Origin of the sequence: Streptomyces sp. NPDC087310, from assembly GCF_044744405.1 — a bacterium.
In the GTDB taxonomy this organism is placed as follows: Bacteria; Actinomycetota; Actinomycetes; order Streptomycetales; family Streptomycetaceae; genus Streptomyces.
In genome coordinates, this window is the sequence record NZ_JBIUYF010000005.1 from 1 (window position 1) to 19191 (window position 19191).

At 72.5% G+C, this 19191-nt stretch carries 14 protein-coding genes; 2 read left to right on the forward strand and 12 right to left on the reverse strand.

The window, feature by feature from the left end:
- Positions 1–405: 405 nt before the first annotated feature.
- Positions 406–1413, reverse strand: a complete 1008-nt coding sequence (locus tag ACIO3P_RS19280) for a stage II sporulation protein M (RefSeq protein ID WP_401852589.1) — start codon at positions 1411–1413, stop codon at positions 406–408.
- Positions 1414–1551: 138 nt separating this feature from the next.
- Between ACIO3P_RS19280 and ACIO3P_RS19285 the strand changes: the two genes are divergently transcribed.
- Positions 1552–2481: an RDD family protein gene (locus tag ACIO3P_RS19285; protein ID WP_401852591.1), complete on the forward strand. Its 930-nt coding sequence runs from the start codon at positions 1552–1554 to the stop codon at positions 2479–2481.
- Between the two features lie 26 nt (positions 2482–2507).
- On the opposite strand, the gene ACIO3P_RS19290 is transcribed toward ACIO3P_RS19285, so the two are convergent.
- The 9 genes from ACIO3P_RS19290 to ACIO3P_RS19330 form a co-directional block, all read right to left on the reverse strand.
- A complete protein-coding gene (locus tag ACIO3P_RS19290) occupies positions 2508–3122 on the reverse strand; it encodes a hypothetical protein (RefSeq protein WP_329823572.1) in 615 nt (204 codons plus the stop codon).
- Between the two features lie 151 nt (positions 3123–3273).
- Positions 3274–4731, reverse strand: a complete 1458-nt coding sequence (ahcY, locus tag ACIO3P_RS19295; RefSeq protein WP_329823543.1) for an adenosylhomocysteinase — start codon at positions 4729–4731, stop codon at positions 3274–3276.
- A gap of 358 nt (positions 4732–5089) precedes the next feature.
- A complete protein-coding gene (locus ACIO3P_RS19300; RefSeq protein ID WP_401795780.1) occupies positions 5090–6106 on the reverse strand; it encodes a cation diffusion facilitator family transporter in 1017 nt (338 codons plus the stop codon).
- 86 nt (positions 6107–6192) lie between these two features.
- Positions 6193–7362, reverse strand: a complete 1170-nt coding sequence (gene manA, locus ACIO3P_RS19305) for a mannose-6-phosphate isomerase, class I (protein ID WP_329823540.1) — start codon at positions 7360–7362, stop codon at positions 6193–6195.
- 177 nt (positions 7363–7539) lie between these two features.
- Positions 7540–8688 (reverse strand): SIS domain-containing protein, encoded by a 1149-nt coding sequence (locus ACIO3P_RS19310; protein ID WP_401852594.1) that lies wholly within the window; start codon positions 8686–8688, stop codon positions 7540–7542.
- Positions 8689–8815: 127 nt separating this feature from the next.
- Positions 8816–8998 (reverse strand): Trm112 family protein, encoded by a 183-nt coding sequence (locus ACIO3P_RS19315; RefSeq protein WP_329823538.1) that lies wholly within the window; start codon positions 8996–8998, stop codon positions 8816–8818.
- 161 nt (positions 8999–9159) lie between these two features.
- On the reverse strand, positions 9160–10542 hold the full coding sequence (locus tag ACIO3P_RS19320; protein ID WP_401852596.1) for a phosphomannomutase/phosphoglucomutase: 1383 nt from the start codon (positions 10540–10542) through the stop codon (positions 9160–9162).
- A 180-nt stretch (positions 10543–10722) separates the two neighbouring features.
- Positions 10723–12339, reverse strand: coding sequence for an L-lactate permease (locus ACIO3P_RS19325; protein ID WP_401852598.1), 1617 nt, complete (start codon positions 12337–12339; stop codon positions 10723–10725).
- A gap of 258 nt (positions 12340–12597) precedes the next feature.
- Entirely contained in the window at positions 12598–13023 is a 426-nt protein-coding gene (locus ACIO3P_RS19330) for a DUF3499 domain-containing protein (RefSeq protein WP_329823534.1), read from the reverse strand.
- Between the two features lie 273 nt (positions 13024–13296).
- Here ACIO3P_RS19330 and ACIO3P_RS19335 point away from each other — a divergent pair, with 273 nt between their 5' ends.
- Positions 13297–13725: a metallopeptidase family protein gene (locus tag ACIO3P_RS19335; protein WP_329823571.1), complete on the forward strand. Its 429-nt coding sequence runs from the start codon at positions 13297–13299 to the stop codon at positions 13723–13725.
- 110 nt (positions 13726–13835) lie between these two features.
- Here ACIO3P_RS19335 and ACIO3P_RS19340 read toward each other — a convergent pair whose 3' ends face one another.
- Both ACIO3P_RS19340 and ACIO3P_RS19345 read right to left on the reverse strand, forming a co-directional pair.
- On the reverse strand, positions 13836–15413 hold the full coding sequence (locus tag ACIO3P_RS19340) for a DUF5719 family protein (protein ID WP_401852600.1): 1578 nt from the start codon (positions 15411–15413) through the stop codon (positions 13836–13838).
- The gene (locus ACIO3P_RS19345; protein WP_401852602.1) at positions 15410–19114 is read right to left on the reverse strand and encodes a glycosyltransferase family 2 protein; all 3705 of its coding nucleotides are present in this window, start codon (positions 19112–19114) and stop codon (positions 15410–15412) included. The genes ACIO3P_RS19340 and ACIO3P_RS19345 overlap by 4 nt, the downstream gene beginning before the upstream one ends.
- Positions 19115–19191 lie beyond the last annotated feature (77 nt).

A 19191-nucleotide genomic window follows, 5' to 3' on the forward strand; every position in this document is an offset into this window, starting at 1 on the left:
TATCAGACTCTTTCGTGTCCGATTCCCCGTCGGAGCGGGGTTCGCTTTCCAGTTCTTCGCTTTCGCGCTTTCCCTTTCCAGCGGTTCCGACTCTACCAGATCCATTCGGCGTGTTCTGCCTCAGGAATTCCAGTGGCCTTTGGATTAGCCTTTTGTCTTTCGACGGACCCGACTTTAGCAGAAGCAAGGCGGCCGAATTTCACCGGCCGGAATCATCTGCTTGTCGAATCGAGAAGGGCTCCGCAGGAATCAAATCCCACCGGAAGCCGCATAGATGTTGTTCGGTGGACCTAGAGCTTGTCCAACTCCGAGGCAACCGTTTAAATCTACCTCCCCACTCCGACCGTGTCAACGGCTTTTGTGGGGCGAAGAGGAGACTAACAGGTCGAGTACGCCCCACGCACATCAGGCGGCGACAGGAAGTCGGGCGCTGCGGTCCGCGGCCTCCAGGTCGCCCGTCTCGCCCTCCCGTGCCGCCCTGCCGCCGAGGATGTAGACGTAGGCGAGGAAGGCCAGTTCGGCGACGACCCCTATGGCGATGCGCGCCCAGGTGGGCAGGCCGGACGGGGTGACGAAGCCTTCGATCACGCCCGACACGAAGAGGACCAGCGCCAGGCCGAGGGCCATGCCGAGCGCCGCACGGCCCTGTTGGGCCATGGCCGTTCGGCGGCTGTACGGGCCTGGGTCGATCAGGGTCCATCCGAGGCGCAGACCCGTGCCGGCGGCGACGAAGACCGCTGTCAGTTCGAGCAGGCCGTGGGGCAGGATCAGGCCGAGGAACGTGTCGAGGCGGCCCGCCGAGGACATCAGCCCGATGCCGACGCCCAGGTTGAGGACGTTGACGAAGAGGATCCAGATCACCGGCAGGCAGAGAAAGGCTCCCAGGACGAGGCACATGGCGGCGGCCTGCGCGTTGTTCGTCCAGACCTGCGCCGCGAACGACGCCGCCGGGTGGCTGGAGTAGTACGTCTCGTACTCACCGCCCGGGCGGGTCATCTGGCGCAGCTCCTCGGGCGCCGCGATCGCCGCCTGCACCTCGGGGTGGGCGCCTGTCCACCAGCCGATGACGGCCGCGAGGAGAGTGGAGAGGAGCGCGGTCGGGATCCACCAGCGCCGGGCGTGGTAGACGGCGGCGGGGAACCCCGCGGTCAGGAATCGTGCGGCGTCCCGCCAGCCGGCGCGGCGTGTGCCGATGACCGTCGCGCGGGCCCGGGCCACGAGCTGGGTGAGGCGGGTGGTGAGTACGGGGTCCGGCGCGCTGGACTGGATCAGCGAGAGATGCGTGGCGGTGCGCTGGTAGAGGGCGACGAGTTCGTCGGCCTCGGCGCCGGTGAGGCGCCGGCCGCGTCCCAGGAGGTGGTCCAGGCGGTCCCACTCGGCGCGGTGGCTGGTCACGAAGACATCGAGGTCCATGGTCGGCTGCTGCTCCAGGCACTGGGTGCGTAGGTCCGTACCGCCGGCGTCGGCACGGCTGACTGCGGCGCGTTGTGGGCCAGCTTGGCAGACTGGCCTTTCTCCAGGGCGGGGAAGGTCGGCGAAGGGTGGGCACCGGTGGATGAGCTTGTGACGGGCGACGCGGTCGTACTGGGGCTGCGTCCGGCGCGGCTGCCGAGCCGTGCGCTGGCGACGGCGATCGATCTCGCGGTGGCGGGGGCGGCCTATCTGGCGGTGTCGGTCGGCATCGTGCTGTCGGCCGGTTCGCTGGACGAGGCGGCGGTCGCCGCCCTGGCCGTCGCCTCGTTCCTTCTGGTGCTGGTCGGTGGTCCGATCGCCGTGGAGACCCTCAGCCACGGGCGTTCGCTGGGCAAGATGGCCTGCGGGCTGCGGGTCGTACGGGACGACGGCGGGCCCATACGGTTCCGGCACGCCCTGGTGCGCGGGGCGATGGGCGTGGTGGAGATCCTGTTCTCGGTCGGGGTCGTTGCCTCGGTCGCGTCGCTGGTGTCGGCGCGGGGACGGCGGATCGGGGACGTGTTCGCGGGGACGCTCGTCGTACGGGAGAGGGTGCCGACGCCGCACACGGCTGCCGTGCCGCCGCCTCCGCCGTGGCTCGTGGGGCGCTTCGCGGAGCTGGATCTCTCTGCCGTGCCGGACGATCTGTGGCTCGCGATACGCCAGTACCTGACGCGGATGGGGCAGCTCGACCCGGGGGTGAGCCGGTCGATGGCCGAGCGTCTGGCGGGTGATCTCGCGGCGTGTACGGGCGCCCCGGCACCCCGGGAGGTGCCCGCGGGCGCGTATCTGGCGGCGGTGGTGAGCGAGCGGCAGGCCCGGGACGCGCGGCGCGCCTTCGGCCCCGGCGCCCGTCCGGGGCCGGCTCCTGGCGTCCCGGGGACCGGGGTCGGTTCTCCCGTGGCGCCCCTCCCCCAGCCTGCGGACCCTCCCGCAGGTTCCCCCTCCGCGCCGTCGCCCGTCCCGTCCGCAGGCCCCGCGGACGGTGCCTCGTCGCCGACCGCCACGGGGTTCGCCCCGCCCGCGTAGGCAGGGCGCGGGTGCCGGCCTCGGCGTCAGGTCGGCGGTGACGGCGGGGTTTCGAGGTCTTCCAGCTCGATGCCCGGCGCCGAGAGCACCACGTCGCCGGCGATGTGAACGGTGTGCTGTTCACCGGTGTCCAGGGCGCTGACCTGGTACTCGTCCACGATCAGGGGGCCGTTGTCAGTGGCGTGCGCTTCACTGTTCACCAGGGCCCAGGACTGGTCGAGCGTGCGAGGGGCGAGGACCGGGTCCGTGAAGGCCACGAGGCGGACGCGCGTCGTGGGCGTATCAGGGGTGAGACGCAGGAGGCGGGTCGTCGCGACGAGAAAGGCGGGGGATGTTCCGGTGAAGGCGTGCGCGTTGACGTTGCCTTCCGTGGCGTAGGTGCCGGTGGGGTCGGTTCGGACCCAACTGACGCCGTCGAGGGCGGCGCCACGGATCTGCCAGCTCGCCGCGTGGAGTTGAAGACGGATGGGGCGGCCGAGCTCGTCGAGGGCCAGATCGACGGAGCCCGCGTGGTCGCCGGAGGGAGTCGTGATCTGGGAGACGTAGCGCCAGCCGGAGGGGCCGGGCGCGCAGTGGAAGTGTTCGTCACCGAGAGGGGTGTGGTCGTGCGGGTCATGGAGCGAATAACGGCCGCGGGGCATGGGGTCTTTCAGGTCCTTCGCGTACTCGGCGGCTGACAGCACACCGTAGGTCGGCGCTCCGGCGCACACGTCACGCACGGAACAAGCCCCCGACACGGGGGTGCGGGGGCCTGTTCTGTGACGTGCGGAGTCCCGGGAGCCGGGGTGTGGATCAGTAGCGGTAGTGGTCCGGCTTGTACGGGCCTTCGACCTCGACACCGATGTACGCGGCCTGCTCCGGGCGGAGCGTCGTGAGCTTCACCCCGAGCGCGTCGAGGTGGAGACGGGCGACCTTCTCGTCCAGGGCCTTGGGGAGCACGTAGACGTCGGTCGGGTACTCCTCCGGCTTGGTGAAGAGCTCGATCTGGGCCAGGGTCTGGTCCGCGAAGGAGTTCGACATCACGAAGGAGGGGTGGCCGGTCGCGTTGCCCAGGTTGAGCAGGCGGCCCTCGGACAGGACGATGAGCGTCTTGCCGTCGGGGAAGGTCCAGGTGTGGACCTGGGGCTTCACCTCGTCCTTGACGATGCCGTCGATCTTCGCGAGGCCGGCCATGTCGATCTCGTTGTCGAAGTGGCCGATGTTGCCGACGATCGCCTGGTGCTTCATCTTGGCCATGTCCGAGGCCATGATGATGTCCTTGTTGCCGGTCGTGGTGACGAAGATGTCGGCGATGCCGACGACGTCGTCCAGCGTCGAGACCTGGTAGCCGTCCATCGCCGCCTGGAGCGCGCAGATCGGGTCGATCTCGGTGATGATCACGCGGGCGCCCTGGCCGCGCAGGGACTCGGCGCAGCCCTTGCCGACGTCGCCGTAGCCGAAGACGACCGCGACCTTGCCGCCGATGAGGACGTCGGTGGCGCGGTTGATGCCGTCGATCAGGGAGTGGCGGCAGCCGTACTTGTTGTCGAACTTGGACTTGGTGACCGCGTCGTTGACGTTGATCGCCGGGAAGAGGAGGGCGCCGTCGCGCTGCATCTCGTACAGGCGGTGGACACCGGTCGTGGTCTCCTCCGTGACGCCGCGGATCTCGGACGCCAGCCGGGTCCACTTCTGCGGGTTCTCGGAGAGGGTGCGGTTCAGCAGGCCGAGGATGTAGCCGTACTCCTCGCTGTCCGCCGTCGCCGGGTCGGGGGCCGCGCCAACCTTCTCGAACTCGACGCCCTTGTGGACCAGGAGGGTGGCGTCACCGCCGTCGTCCAGGATCATGTTCGGGCCGCCGGTGGGCGTGTTGGGCCACGTGAGGGCCTGCTCCGTGCACCACCAGTACTCCTCCAGCGTCTCGCCCTTCCAGGCGAAGACGGGGATGCCCTTGGGGTCGTCCGGGGTGCCCTCGGGGCCGACCGCGATGGCGGCGGCGGCGTGGTCCTGGGTGGAGAAGATGTTGCAGGACGCCCAGCGGACGTCGGCGCCGAGCGCGGTCAGGGTCTCGATGAGGACCGCGGTCTGCACCGTCATGTGCAGGGAGCCGGTGATACGGGCGCCGGCCAGGGGCTGCGTCGCCGCGTACTCCTTGCGGATCGACATCAGGCCGGGCATCTCGTGCTCGGCGAGCGTGATCTCCTTGCGGCCGAACTCGGCGAGCGAGAGGTCGGCGACCTTGAAGTCCTGTCGGTTGGCGACAGTCGTCATAGCGAGCTGCTCCTCGTAAATCGGGTCGAGGGTGGGTACGTACGGCTGACTCTGCGGCGGCGGGCATACGAATGCCCGGGCTACGCGGGGCAGTCCGTCGGAGGCCCTCTCTCCCTCGGCCGGTCCACAGCACGGACCGCCCGACCGCCATCAGCAGCGACGTCTGGCTCTGGTCACGAATCTACACCGATCGGCCCAGTGAGCTACAGCCGAACCAGGAAGGGAGCGGATCGAGGGAGGGAGAGGGTCTCCGCCGGGTGGGCCGGCGTGGACCGCTGCGGGCCACGCAGGTGGGCTGCCGTGGTGGCCGCCGTGGTGGGCCTCAGCGGTCGGCCACCACGGCGTGCCGCCGGCTGTGCTACTCCGGCGCGCCCGGGGTCCCCGGGGTCATGGGGCCGTCCGTGTCCTTGGCGTCCTTGGCGTCCTTGGCGTCCTTGGCCGGGTTGGTGCCCGCGGCGGCGTCCGAGGCGCTGTAGATGTCCGGCTCCAGGTAGATGACCCGGGCGATCGGGACGGCCTCGCGGATGCGGGACTCGGCCGCGTTGATCGCGGCGGCCACCTCGGCGGCCGTGTCGTCGTGCTCGACCGCGATCTTCGCCGCGACCAGCAGTTCCTCGGGGCCGAGGTGGAGCGTACGCATGTGGATGATGCCGGTCACGACATCACCGTCGACGATCGCGTTCTTGATCTTGTCGATGTCCTCCGTGCCCGCGGCCTCGCCGAGCAGCAGGGACTTCGTCTCGGCCGCGAGGACCAGGGCGATCACGATGAGGAGGATGCCGATGCAGAGCGTGCCGATGCCGTCCCAGATGCCGTCGCCGGTCGCCAGGGAGATGCCGACGCCGCCGAGGGCGAGGACCAGACCGATCAGCGCGCCGAAGTCCTCCAGCAGGACCACCGGCAGCTCGGGCGCCTTGGCCCGGCGGATGAAGTTCTTCCAGGAGAGCGAGCCGCGCAGGGCGTTCGACTCCTGGATGGCCGTACGGAAGGAGATCGACTCGGCGATGATCGCGAAGACCAGCACCCCGACCGGCCAGTACCACGCCTCGATCGCGTGCGGGTGCTTGATCTTCTCGTAGCCCTCGTAGATCGCGAACATGCCGCCGACCGAGAACAGCACGATGGAGACGAGGAAGGCGTAGATGTAGCGCTCGCGCCCGTAGCCGAAGGGGTGCTCCGGCGTCGCCTCGCGCTTGGCCTTCTTGCCGCCGAGGAGCAGCAGCCCCTGGTTGCCGGAGTCGGCGAGGGAGTGCACGCCCTCCGCGAGCATCGACGAGGACCCGCTGAAGGCGAATGCCACGAACTTGGCTACTGCGATCGCGAGGTTGGCGCCGAGCGCCGCCACGATCGCCTTGGTTCCGCCGGACGCGCTCATGGGTGCGTGGTGTCCCTTCCTTGGTCTGCGGCCCTGGCGCCGCGGTACGGCGGGACATTGTTGCAGCCGCCGGGGCGGTGGGTGGATCAGGCCACGACTGTGGCACGGAACACCGTGCCGGTACCGGACAGTTCGGTCTTTTCGCCCGCCGGTACGAAGACCGCGCCGCCGGGTGCCAGCCCGAGGCCGCCCGCCTCGGGGGCGCCCGCCGTGCAGAGCAGGATCTGCGGGGTGGCCGCCGTGAGGTCGCGGGGCGCGGCGCCCGGCGCGAGGGTGAAGCGGGAGAGCCGGAACTCGTCGATGGGCGTCTCGTACAGCTCCTCGCCGGACGCGGACGCCTCGGGGCGCAGGATGTTCGGCTCGGTCGCCTCGAAGCGCACGATGCGGAGGAGTTCGGGGACGTCCACGTGCTTGGGGGTGAGGCCGCAGCGCAGGACGTTGTCCGAGTTGGCCATGATCTCGACGCCGAGCCCGTCGAGGTACGCGTGCGGCACACCGGCGCCGAGGAAGAGCGCCTCGCCCGGCTGGAGTTGTACGTGGTTCAGCAGCATGGCGGCGATGACGCCGGGGTCGCCCGGGTAGTGGCGGGCGATCGACGCGTACGGGGCGTACGCGCCGCCGAGCCGGTCGGCGGCGGCAGCGGCTTCGGTGACCGTGGCGGCCATCTCGTCCGGGTCCGCGCCCAGCACGGCGGTCAGGACCTCGCGCAGCGCGGCCTCTTCGGGGTGGGCGCGCAGGAGGTCCACGTACGGCTTGAGCGCGTCGACGTCGAGCCGTGCGAGGAGGTCGGCGGCGTCCTCCGGGGCGCGGAAGCCGCAGAGCCCTTCGAAGGGGGTGAGCGCGCAGATCAGTTCGGGCTTGTGGTTGGCGTCCTTGTAGTTGCGGTGCGGGGCGTCGATCGGGACGCCGCGGCGCTCCTCGTCCGCGTATCCCTGCCGCGCCTGGGCGAGGTCGGGGTGCACCTGGAGGGAGAGCGGCGATCCCGCGGCGAGCAGTTTGAGCAGGAAGGGCAGCCGGGGGCCGAACTTCCGCGTGGTGGCCGTGCCCAGCTCCGCCTCGGGGTCGGCGTCGATGACGTCCGAGAGCGCCTGGTCGCCGTCGTCGTGGCCGCGGTCGAGCCGCGAGGGGGCGCCGGGGTGGGCGCCGAGCCACATCTCGGCCTGCGGCTCGCCCGTGGGAGGGGTGCCGAGCAGGTCGGGGATGGCGGTCGTCGAACCCCAGGCGTAGGGGCGCACGGTGTTGGAGAGGCGGTCCATGGGGTGAGCCTTCTGGTGCGAGGTGGCGGCGCGGTGGCGTGGGGGTGGTGGCTGGGTGGCGGCGCGGTGGTGTGGTGGTGGTGCCGCAGCGCTGAGGGGTGTGCGGGCGCGCGGGCGCGTGCCCTGAGGGACGGTGTGCGCGGGGGCGCCGGGTCAGCCGCGGGGGGCGTCGGGTGGTCAGGCGGGGGTGGCGCCCGCGGCGAGCGCCAGGTAGACCGTGGCGAAGTCCGTGACGGCGATCACCTCGGCGAGGGCTTCGATCTCCGTGCCCTCCTCCGGCTCCAGTTCGCTGATGGCCGTGTCGTGGCCGAGCGCCAGTTCGCGCGCGGCGGGGGCGGCGGTCAGGCCGCCGACCGGGCGGTCCCTGAGCAGCACGACCCGGGCGCGCAGCGCCTGGCTCTCCTCGACCCGGTCGCGGAAGAAGTCGTCGGGCTCGGTGCCGCCCGCGAAGTCGCCGGCCAGCAGCGCGCCGTGGGCCTGGATCGCCTCGGGCAGCTCGGCGGCGAGGGCGGGGCGGCCGGTCAGCTCGGCCAGTACGGCGGCGAAGCGGCGCCCGGCGGGGGCCGCGGCCGTCCCCTCCGTCCAGATCAGCGGGAGGGAGTCGGCCAGTTCGGCGGCGAGGGTCTTGGCCGGGTTGCTGTAGGTGACGACGGCCGGGCCGCAGCGTTCCGCCGTACGGTCCAGCCGGTCGGCGACGCGTTGGAGGGTCTCCGGCGGCGCGGTGAGCAGCCCGACCCGGTCGAGGAGCGCGAGCAGCGGGACGAGCAGGGCCCAGAGCGCGCCGGGCCCGGTCACGCGGGTGTCCTCCTCGACGGAGTCGGCCCACTCGTTCGGTGCCGTCGCCATGGGTACGAGGAGTCCGTGCGTACCGCCGAGCGACTCGCCCAGCGGGGAGTGTCCCGGCGCGACGGCGACGACCGTACAGCCGCGCCGGTACGCCTGTTCGGCGAGGAGCGCCAGGCCGGGCTCGCTGCCGTCCGTGGTGGCGATCAGCAGCAGGTCCACGGGGCCGGCCCAGCCGGGAAGCGCCCAGCGCAGGGCGCCCGCGGCGGGGGCGACGCCGGTGGGACGGAGCCGGGTCACGGGCGCGGCCCCGTCGGTCAGGGCGGCCACGAGGTCGGCGGCCCCGGTCGCGGCGGCGCCGGAACCGGCGATCAGTACGGCGCGGGGGCGGCCCTCCGGCGCCAGTGCGCCGACCCCGGCCTCGGCGGTGTGCCGCAGGGCGGTACGGACCCGGGCCCCGGCCTCGGCGGCGTCACGGAGCAGACCGCGGTGGTCGGCGCGGGTGAGCGCGTCGGGGGCGTCGAGCAGCGACTCGTCGAGCATGAGGGGTGGGCCTCCGCTGGTGTGGCACGTGAGCAGGGCTGGTACGGGTGTACGCAGGGCTGGTACGGGGCTACAGGGGTACGGGGCGTACTGCCGCGGGGCGGCGCGGGGCGGCGCCCGGCGCGGCCTACGCGGGGCGGCGTGCCTCGTCCACGAGGAGCACCGGGATGTCGTCCCTGACCGGGTACGCCAGGCCGCACTCCGCGCCGGTGCAGACCAGCTCGGGGGTCTCGGCCGCGGTGCGGTCGCTGAGCGGCGCGTGACAGGCCGGGCAGGCCAGGATCTCCAGGAGGCCGGCTTCGAGCGGCATGGGGTGGGTGTCCCTTCGAACAGGTGGATAGACGCTTGTCAGCCTACCGCCGGTGGGCCCCGTACCCGCCGTCCCCGGGCGGGGGACGGCGGGTGTGTGCGGGGCGGCCACGGGGCACGCGCGGGGGCCAGGACACGGGTCACGGACCGGGCCGGTAGGGGTCAGTCCCTGATCAGGGTCAGGGCCTCGTCCCTCAGCTTCACCATCGTCTCCTCGTCCCGCGCCTCGACGTTCAGGCGCAGCAGCGGTTCCGTGTTGGAGGGGCGGACGTTGAGCCACCAGTGCGCCGACTCCACCGTCAGGCCGTCCAGGTCGTCCAGGGTGACCCCGTCGCGCGGCGCGAACGCCGCGCGGACGGCCGCCATCCGCGCCTTCTGGTCGTCCACCGTGGAGTTGATCTCGCCCGAGCCCGTGTAGCGGTCGTACGAGGAGACCAGCTCCGAGAGCGGGCCGTCCTGGCCGCCCAGGGCCGCCAGGACGTGGAGCGCGGCGAGCATGCCCGTGTCCGCGTTCCAGAAGTCGCGGAAGTAGTAGTGCGCGGAGTGCTCGCCGCCGAAGACCGCGCCCGTGGTGGCCATCTCCTGCTTGATGAAGGAGTGACCGACGCGGGTACGGACCGGCGTGCCGCCGTTCTCCCTGACGACCTCGGGGACGGACCGGGACGTGATCAGGTTGTGGATGACCGTCGAGCCCGGGTGCTTGGCCAGTTCGCGGGCCGCGACCAGGGCGGTGATCGCGGACGGGGGGACGCCCCGGCCGCGCTCGTCCACGACGAAGCAGCGGTCCGCGTCGCCGTCGAAGGCCAGGCCGAGGTCGGCGCCCTCGGCGAGGACGCGGGCCTGGAGGTCGACGATGTTCTTCGGGTCCAGGGGGTTGGCCTCGTGGTTCGGGAACGTACCGTCCAACTCGAAGTACAGGGGCACGACATCGAGCGGCAGCCCGGCGAGGACGGTCGGGACCGTGTGGCCGCCCATGCCGTTGCCCGCGTCCACGACGACCTTCAGCGGGCGGATCGCTGAGAGGTCGACGAGGGAGAGGAGATACGCGGCGTAATCGTCCAACGTGTCACGCTGCGTGAGGGTTCCCGCCGTCTCCGGTACCTCAGCCGTGCCCGCCGCGCCGCCCTGCGTCTCGCGCAGCCAACTCTCCACCAGGGCGCGGATCTCCGCGAGCCCCGTGTCCTGGCCCACCGGCGCCGCGCCCGCGCGGCACATCTTGATGCCGTTGTACCGGGCCGGGTTGTGCGACGCCGTGAACATCGCGCCGGGGACGTTCATGTTCCCGGACGCGAAGTAGAGCTGGTCCGTGGAGCACAGCCCGATGAGGGTGGCGTCCGCCCCGCGCGCGAGGGCGCCCCGGGCGAAGGCCGCCGCGAGACCGGGCGAGGAGGGCCGCATGTCGTGGCCGACGACGATCGCGCGGGCGTCGGTGACCTCGGCGAAGGCGGCGCCGAAAAGCTCCGCGAGCCGGTCGTCGAGCTGGTCCGGGTACACCCCTCGCACGTCGTACGCCTTCACGATCTGCGCCAGATTCTCCACATTCAACGCATTCGCTACGTTCGACGCATTCTCTACGTTCGCTGCGTTCGACGCGTTCGCCACATGCGGCACATGCGAAACATCGGCCACGGTCACGCCCTCCAGAGGTTCCTGTCACTGCGGTCGGTTCAGTGCGCTCGGTTCATTGCGGTAAGTCGGTTCAAACTACCCGGCCGGGTGACACCGTTACGGCAGCATCCATCCCAGTACGGCCGTACTCTGCCCCACCACGATCAGGCACATCACCAGGAGCAGCCCCAGACTCCACGGCAGCACCTTGCGGAGCACGTCCCCCTCCTTGCCCGCCAGCCCCACCGCCGCGCACGCGATGGTCAGGTTCTGCGGGGAGATCATCTTGCCGAGCACGCCCCCGGAGCTGTTCGCGGCGGCCAGCAGCTCCGGCGCGAGGCCCGACTGGTGCGCCGCCGTCACCTGGAGCGCGCCGAACAGGGCGTTGGCCGAGGTGTCCGAGCCGGAGACCGCGACGCCGAACCAGCCGAGGATCGGGGAGAGGAACGCGAGCCCGGCGCCCGCCGCCGCGACGAAGTGGCCGATGGTCGCCGCCTGTCCGGACAGGTTCATCACGTACGCGAGGGCCAGCACCGAGGTGACGGTGAGGATCGCGTACCGCAGTTCGTGCACGGTCGCCGCCCACTCGCGCGCCGCGTCCCTCGCGCGTACGCCCAGCACCACGGCCGTGATCAGCCCCGCGAGGAGGACGAGCGTGCCGCCGGTGCCGACGAGGGGCAGCGTGAAGACATTGGCGCCGACGCGCTCCCCGTCCGGGTTCGCGACATCGAGGAAGGGCCAGTCGAAGACCTGGGTCGCCTTGGCCAGCAGCTCCTTGACGGGCGGGATCTGCGCGACGGAGAAGATCACCACGATCAGGGCGTACGGGGCGTAGGCGCGCACCACTTCGGGGCGCGGGTCGTCGCGGTCCAGGTCCTCGCTCCGTACGCCGGTGAGCACGGCGGCGCGTACCGGCTCCGCCGCGGGCCGGCGCGCCGAGGGGACGGCGACCAGCGCCGCGGCCCCCGCCAGCGCGGCGGCGATGTCGGCGAGTTGGGCGGAGAGATAGTTGGCGGCCGCGAACTGAGCGACGGCGAAGGCGACTCCGCACGCCAGCGCGGGCACCCAGGTCTCCCGCAGCCCGCGCCGGCCGTCGACGAGGCCGATGAGCACCAGCGGGACGATCAGGGCGAGGAGCGGGGTCTGCCGGCCGACCACGGAGGCGACCGTGTCCAGCGGCAACCCGGTGACCTGGGCGAGCGTCACGACCGGGGTGCCCATCGCGCCGAAGGCCACGGGCGCGGTGTTGGCGACGAGCGAGACGACGGCGGCCTTGACCGGGTCGAAGCCGAGCGCCACCAGCATCACCGAGCAGATCGCGACCGGCGCGCCGAACCCCGCGAGCGCTTCGAGGAGCGCGCCGAAGCAGAAGGCGATGACGAGCGCCTGGATGCGCGGGTCGTCGGAGAGGCGGCCGAAGGAGCGCCGCAGAATGTCGAAGTGCTGGGTCCTGACCGTCATCCGGTAGACCCAGAGGGCGTTGACGACGATCCACATGATGGGGAAGAGCCCGAAGAGCACGCCCTGCGCGCCGGCCGAGAGGGTCTGGCCGAGGGGCATCGCGAAGGCGAACCACCCGACGAGTACGGCGACGGCGAGGCCGGTGAGCCCGGCGAGGTGGGCTCGCATACGGACGCCACCGAGCAGGATCAGCACGGTGGCGAGGGGCAGCGCGGCGACGAGGGCGGAGAGTGCGAGCGAGTCGGCGACAGGTTCCAGTTGCTGTACGAACACGACAGTCCTCCGGAATTCCGCGATACGGAAAGTGATCTCTCACGGGTGGAGGAATGGTCGTGTCCGCGCCAAGTGGAGGTCAATGCCCCGCGCAGGATCCGTAGCGGAAACCCCGCGCGTGAGCGGGATCCGGACCCGCCGCGCGTCAGCGGGATCCGGGCCCCCCACGCGCCAGCGGGATCCGCACAAGGGAGGCGGCTCAAGATCCAGGCAAGAGGGGCGGCTCAGGATCCGGGCAGGAACGGCAACGCGTACGCCTCAGGACTCGGGCGAGCGCAGCACCCGCAGATGCCCCCGGCGCCCGACCTCCATGGGATCCGCCCCGCGTGCGCCCTTGCCGCCGCCGTCGGGCGCGCGCTCCGGCGGGCGGGCGGCCTCCCGTACGGCATTGGCCAGCGCTTCGAGATCGTCACCGCTCGGCGGCGCGGGGGCCGAGCCGTCCGTCAGCCGGACGACCTCCCAGCCACGCGGCGCGGTCAACCGCGCACTGTGCTCCGCGCACAGGTCGTAGCAGTGAGGCTCGGCGTAGGTGGCGAGCGGGCCGAGGACCGCGGTCGAGTCGGCATAGACGTACGTCAGTGTCGCGACAGCAGGGCGGCCGCACGCGGTGCGCGAACAGCGACGTACAGGGCTCACGATGTTGGACGGTACCGCACTCTTGAGCGGGCTGCGACGACTCGCCACCAGGTCACTCCACCGTGTCGCGGCGTGATATCCCGCACAAGTTGGCTGGAATCAACTGCCCTGACCTGCACGGGAAGAGACGTGACGAGTCGGCGACAGCCCGTGATGCGGTCGCGACTTGGGACAAATCCGTCAAGGAAGGCGTGATCGACGATCATGCGTATGCCGGGAACCGAGCCCAAGCTTGGCCTGAATGTTCAATATGCGACATGGGGTCCGACGGGGTCCGAGCCTCGCTGACGGGGCGCCGTGGAGAGCTACCCTGCGTCAGTGATGGACAGTCCAGTACCGCCCCGTTCGCCCGAGCCACGGCCGCGCCGCCGCGACCGCCACGGCCGCGGGATGCGCGGGCCGGTCGCCCCGCCCCAGGTGCCGCTCTCGATCAGCCGCTCGGAGTCCTTCCGCGATCTCGTACGGGACTCCGTGGACCGGCTGGAGCGGCGCTGGCCGCAGCTCGCCGATGTCGACTTCCTGGTCATGGAGGTGCCCAGCACCCTGGAGGACAGCGTTCCGCTCGGCAGCTCGGCCCCCGCGGGCAAGGATCATCCGGCGCGCATCATCGTCTACCGCCGGCCGGTGGAGCTCCGTACCAAGAACCGCGACGACCGCGCGCTCCTGGTGCACGAGGTCGTCGTGGAGCAGGTCGCGGACCTGCTGGGGCTGGCGCCCGAGTCCGTCGACCCCCGGTACGGCCAGGAGTGACCGGCCGTACCAGGGGCTGAGGGGCGCTTACCGAGGGGCGCTCGCCGAGGAGCTCTTACCCAGGGGCGTTCGCCGAGGAGCCCTTACCGAGGGGCGTTCGCCGCGAGGCGCTACTTGCCGTTGTCGAGGACGGACAGGTCTTCCTCGGCCCTCGGTACGGACACGGTCCCCCGGTCGTCCGGCAGCGTCTGCACCGTGAACATCGCGATGCCGTCCTCCGGCAGCGCCAGCGTGCGCGCCGCGTGCACGGGGCCGCCCGACTCCGGCTCGACCGTCAGCGCGTACGCGCCCTTCAGGCCGGCCGGTGCCTTCGGGGTGACGGCCAGGGTCGACCGGGCCTTGACGTCGTACGTCTCCACCGTCGCCTCGCCCCCCTCGGTGCCCGGCGAGGACGTGACCTTGACCTTCGCCGCGGCGCCGGGGGCGGTCAGCGAGAGCGTCGAGCCCTTGGCGCGGTTGTCGGCCACCGTCGCGCGCGACGCGATGGGGGCGGTCGCCGGGATGAACGCGATCTCCCGCTTCTCGCCCTTGCCCCGCACCACGCGCAGCGCCGCGACCACCGGGGCCGCGCTCCCGGACGGGGTGAGCACCAGCGAGCCCGGCTCGCCCTTGGTGATGTCCCCCAGTTCGAGCGCGGCCGTCATCTGCGACTTGACGTGCAGGCTCTCGTGTCCCGCCGGGGTGATCGTGCCGTCGGGGGTCGCGAGCTGCACCTTCAGGTCGGCGTCGGCGGACCCGGTCGCGAGCACCACCAGCCGTACGTCCGTCGCGTCCGCCGGGATGCCGGGCAGCACCACGCTGCCCGCCGGGGTGCCGGAGGCGGTCAGCCAGTCGCTGCCGCCCGCTTCGTCCGCGGCGCGCACGGCCGCGCCGACCCGGCCCGCGCGGGTGGAGACATGGACGGTCACATTGGGCGCGGCCTCGCCGGTCAGGGTGGAGAGCAGCACCGGGACGCTGGACCGGGCGGGCACCGGAATGCCCTCCCCCGTCTCGGACTTGAGGGCGCCGTCCGGCCCGTACAGCTCGATGTCCGCGATGGCGACGGTGTCGTCGGGGTTGGTGAGGTGGACGTAGTCCTGGCGGGAGCGCTCGGTGCTGGCCCCGGGGAACCAGAAGTCGGTGTCGGGCGCGGTGCAGGTCATTCCGAGCAGTCCGCGCGCGCCGCCCACGCTCACCGTGGTGGTCTGCTGTGTGGTCCAGCCGGGGGCGAGGCGGCCGGTGGCCGTGCCGACGAGCGCGGGCGAGTTGGCGCCGCTCGACTCGGCGGAGACGGGGGTGCCGGGCTCCTTGAGAGTGACGAAGGGCTTCCCGTCCGAGGCGGAGCCCTTCGCCGCGTCGTCCTGCTTCTCCTCTTCCTTCTTGTCGTCTTCCTTCTTGTCGTCGTCCGTGCCGCCCGGTTCGGCGAGCGTGACCGTGGACTCCCTGAGTTCGGCGGAGCCGCCCGCGTCGGCGGCGGGCTCGCTGTCCGCGCCGCCCTTCCCGGTGGGCGTGACGGAGGTGTACGTGGTCTCCGCGACGTCCGAGACGCTGGGCGCCGGGCAGAGCTGGCTGGTGCGCTCCACGGGGAGCCGCGCGACGGTGCCCGCTGCCGTGGCGTCCGCGTCCGCCGGGGCGGACAGCGAGGCGAAGCCGGTGACGGCGGCGAGGGCGGTGGCGGCCGCGATGAGGGAGAGGGTCGTACGGTTCACTGGTTGCTGCTCCCGTCGGGGCGCCGGCGCGGGTCGTTCTGGTCGCCGTCGGTGTAGGGCTGCTGCTGGCCGTACCCGTAGGGGTCGTACGGCTGCTGGTCGTACGCCTGCTGCTGGTCGTACGCGCCGGGCTCCGCGTACGGGCCCTGCTGCTGGTACGGGTCACCCTGATAGGGCTGCTGCTGTTGCTGGTACTGCTGCTGGTACGGGTCCTCGGCGTACGGCGCGGCCTGGTAGGGGTCCTGGTTGACGTTCGCGTTCGCGTTCGCGTCGGTGTTGGCGTTGGCGTACGTGGAGCTGTCCCACTCGTCGTACGCCGGCTGCGCGGGCACGGCCCCGTACGCCTGCTGCCGTCCCTCCTCCGCCACCGCGGTCACCGGCCCGGCGACCGCCTCGGCCTCGACGGCTCCGGCGGCTCCTGCGGCCTCCTCGGCCTCGGCCGCCGCGCGGAGGCGGCGGGCCCTGCGGCCCTCGCCCTCCACCGGCTGCGCCGGGATCTCCACGTCCTCCTCGGGCAGGTCGTCGTCGATCTCGCGGCGCCGCCCCGGCAGGGCGAGCACCAGCAGGACGAGGGCGAGCGCGCCCTGGGCCCAGACCCACGCGGTGTGGGTGATCGGGTCCTCGTAGGTGAGGTCGAGCCGGCCGCCCTCGGCGGGGAGTTCGAAGCCCTGGGCCCAGCCGTCGACGGTCTTCTTCGTCAGCGCCTCACCGTCGAGCGTGGCCTGCCACCCCTCGGCAGCCCGGTCCGCGATCCGCAGCACGCGCCCGGCGGCGCCCGCCGGGATCTCCGTGTGTGCCTCGACAGGCCCGGAGGCGACGGCGAGCGATTCGCCCGCGCCCTTGCCGTCGACGATCGTGGCGCGCGAGATCTGCCGGTCCACGCGCCACAGCGCGCTGCCGTCGAGCTGGCTCAGCCGGGTCAGCCCCGGGGTGGCGTCGAGGGTGCGGCCGGTCTCGGCGGGGGCCCCGTCCCGTACCAGGACGTAACGGATCGCGAACCCGCTGAGCGTGTCGGTCTGGTCGGCGCCGGAGCCCGCGACGAGGTTCGCGACGACCTTGTCGAGCCGCGCGTCGCCGCCGCCCGCCACGGTCAGCTCGGCGTCGCCGAGCCGCCCGCCCGAGCCGCGGACCAGGGAGTACGAGACCTCGGCGGGCGAGGTGCCGCCGAGGACCAGGGTGCGGGGCTGGTCGCGGGTGACGCTCTCCTCCGCGACGAACGCCGGCACCTGGACCGGGTCGCGGCGCTCCAGCGGACCCGCGGCGCCGCTGAACATCCAGCCGACGGCGGCGATCAGCGGGGCGAGTCCGGCGGCGGCGGCGATGAGGACGGCGACGGGCTGGCGCCAGCCGAAGCTCTCGGCGGCGACCCTGATCCGCGCTCCGTCCGCGCCGAGAATGGCCGCGGCGATCATCGCCAGCCCGTACACGAGGGTGGCGGGCCCGGCCCAGCCGGAGTTGTTGGACAGCACGGCGAAGACCAGCGCGACCAGCCCGGCCAGCCACGCCGAGCCGATCGCGAACTGCCGCTCGGCGCGCAGCAGCGCCGCCAGCGCGGCCAGCACGATCCCGGCCATCAGGACGCCGCCGACGGCCTTGGGGCCGCCGGGGCTCATCCCGAGCAGGTCGATCGGGGAGGCCGTCCCCGTACCGAACTCCAGGCCGGCCTCGCGGAAGAGCGCGGACGGGTCGGTGAGCAGCGAGAACGACCAGGGCGCGAGGAGCAGGACGGGCGTGCCGAGCCCGGCGAGGACGCGCGGTCCGTATCCGGCGAGGTCACGGCGGCGCAGCACCAGCACGCCGAGGGCGAGCACCAGCGCCAGCGGCCAGACGACGGGCGTGAAGGCCATCGTGAAGGTGAGCAGGAAGGCGTACGCCCAGGTGGCGCGCCAGCTTCCGCGCGCCTGCGGGTCGCCGCCGCCGCGCATCGCGTACGCGGAGACGGCGGCGCGGGCGAGCAGCGGCAGCAGGACGGCGAGGACGGCCGTGCCGAGCCGGCCGGTGGCCAGCGCGCCGGTCGCCGCGGGCAGGAAGGCGTACGCGACGCTCGCCCAGGCGCGGAGCAGCCGGGACGGGACGAGCGAGCGGGAGGCGAAGTAGGCGGTGACCCCGGCGAGCGGGACCGAGCAGACCAGGAGCACGGTCAGCGCGAGGCCCGTGGAGCCGAGGAAGAGGACCGACAGGGCGGCCAGTACGGCGAGGTAGGGCGGCGCGGTCTCGGTGACGCCCGTACCGACGGGGTGCCAGCCGTCGGCGTACCGGGACCAGAGGTCGGAGATGTCGGCGGGCGCGGGCAGCAGGGCGCCGCCCGCGAGCGCGCCGCCGCCGAGGAGGCCGCGGCAGGCGACGAGCGAGACGAGGAGGAGGATCGCGAAGAGTACGGGTCCCGGCTTGTGCGCGAGCTTCTTCAGCCGGGCGAACTGCTCGATCTCCATGTAGTCGGCGTCGTCGCCGCCGGGGCCCGACTCGACGGCGCCGTGGCGTGAGCCGCCGGTGTCGGGGTCGGAGTCGCCGCCGAGGCTCGCGGCGATCTGTTCGACGGTGGCGCGGACGGTCGCCCCGGCGGGCGGGAAGAGGGGGCGCAGTTCGGCCGCCTCTACGACGCCCTTGCCGCGTTCCTTGCGGGCGCTGATGATCCGTCCGGGCCGCAGCAGGGTGCCGAGGAGCCCGGTGACCTCGTCGACGGCCTGTCCCGGTGCCTTGCCCACCAGGTAGGCGAGGGTGCGCAGGAGCGTGCCGAGGACGAGCCGGAAGAGTACGTAGGGGAGGACGGCGGCCCGCGCGTTGACGAGCATGGTGTAGACGGCGCCGGCCTTGTCGACGCGGTGCGGGTTGACGACGGAGCGGCCCGCGCAGTCGACGGTACGGCGCTCGCGCGCGGACGCCTCGGCGTGCCGCAGGACGGCGTCGGGGGCGACGAGGACCCGGTGTCCGGCGGCGTGCGCGCGCCAGCACAGGTCGACGTCGTCGCGCATGAGCGGAAGTCTGCGGTCGAAGCCGCCGAGTTCGTCCCAGACGTCGCGGCGGATGAGCATGCCGGCGGAGGAGACGGACAGGACGGTACGGACCTGGTCGTGCTGGCCCTGGTCCTGTTCGCGGCGGTCGAGCCCGGTCCAGCGGCGTCCGCTGTTGGCGATGGTGACGCCGACTTCGAGGAGCTGCTTGCGGTCGTACCAGCCGCGGAGTTTGGGGCCGACGACGGCGGCGTACTCGTCGGAGTCGGCGACGCGCAGGAGTTCGGCGAGCGCGTCGGGGGCGGGCGCGCAGTCGTCGTGGAGGAGCCAGAGCCACTGCACCGGTTCGCCGTGCGGCAGTTCGGGCAGGTCGTAGTTCTCGTCGCGCCAGGTCCTGGTGACCGGGTCCCAGCCGCCGGGCCGCTTCAGATAGGGCAGATCGTCGGGGGTGAGCACCCCGGCCGTCGTGGCGGCCTCCTCCACGGCGGTGCCGAAGCCGGAGCGGCGCGCGAGGTGCAGCACCCGCTCGTCGCCGAGCGCCTCGGTGAGCAGCCGGGCCGAGTCGTCGGCGCTGCCGGTGTCGGCTGCCATGACGTTCTGTACGGGGCGTTCCTGGCCGAGGAGGCCCGCGAGGGCGTCGGGCAGCCAGCGCGCGCCGTCGTGGGCGACGAGCACCGCGGTGACGACGTGCCGCGGGAACTCGGGGGCGCTGGTGGTGGCGGGAACGAACGCGGCGGTGGTGGGGGACATTGAGGTGGCGGGCCCTCCGGCCGGGGGGTCGCCCCGAAGGGGCGTGGGAGCGTCTCGGACGGGGCCCCACACTAACG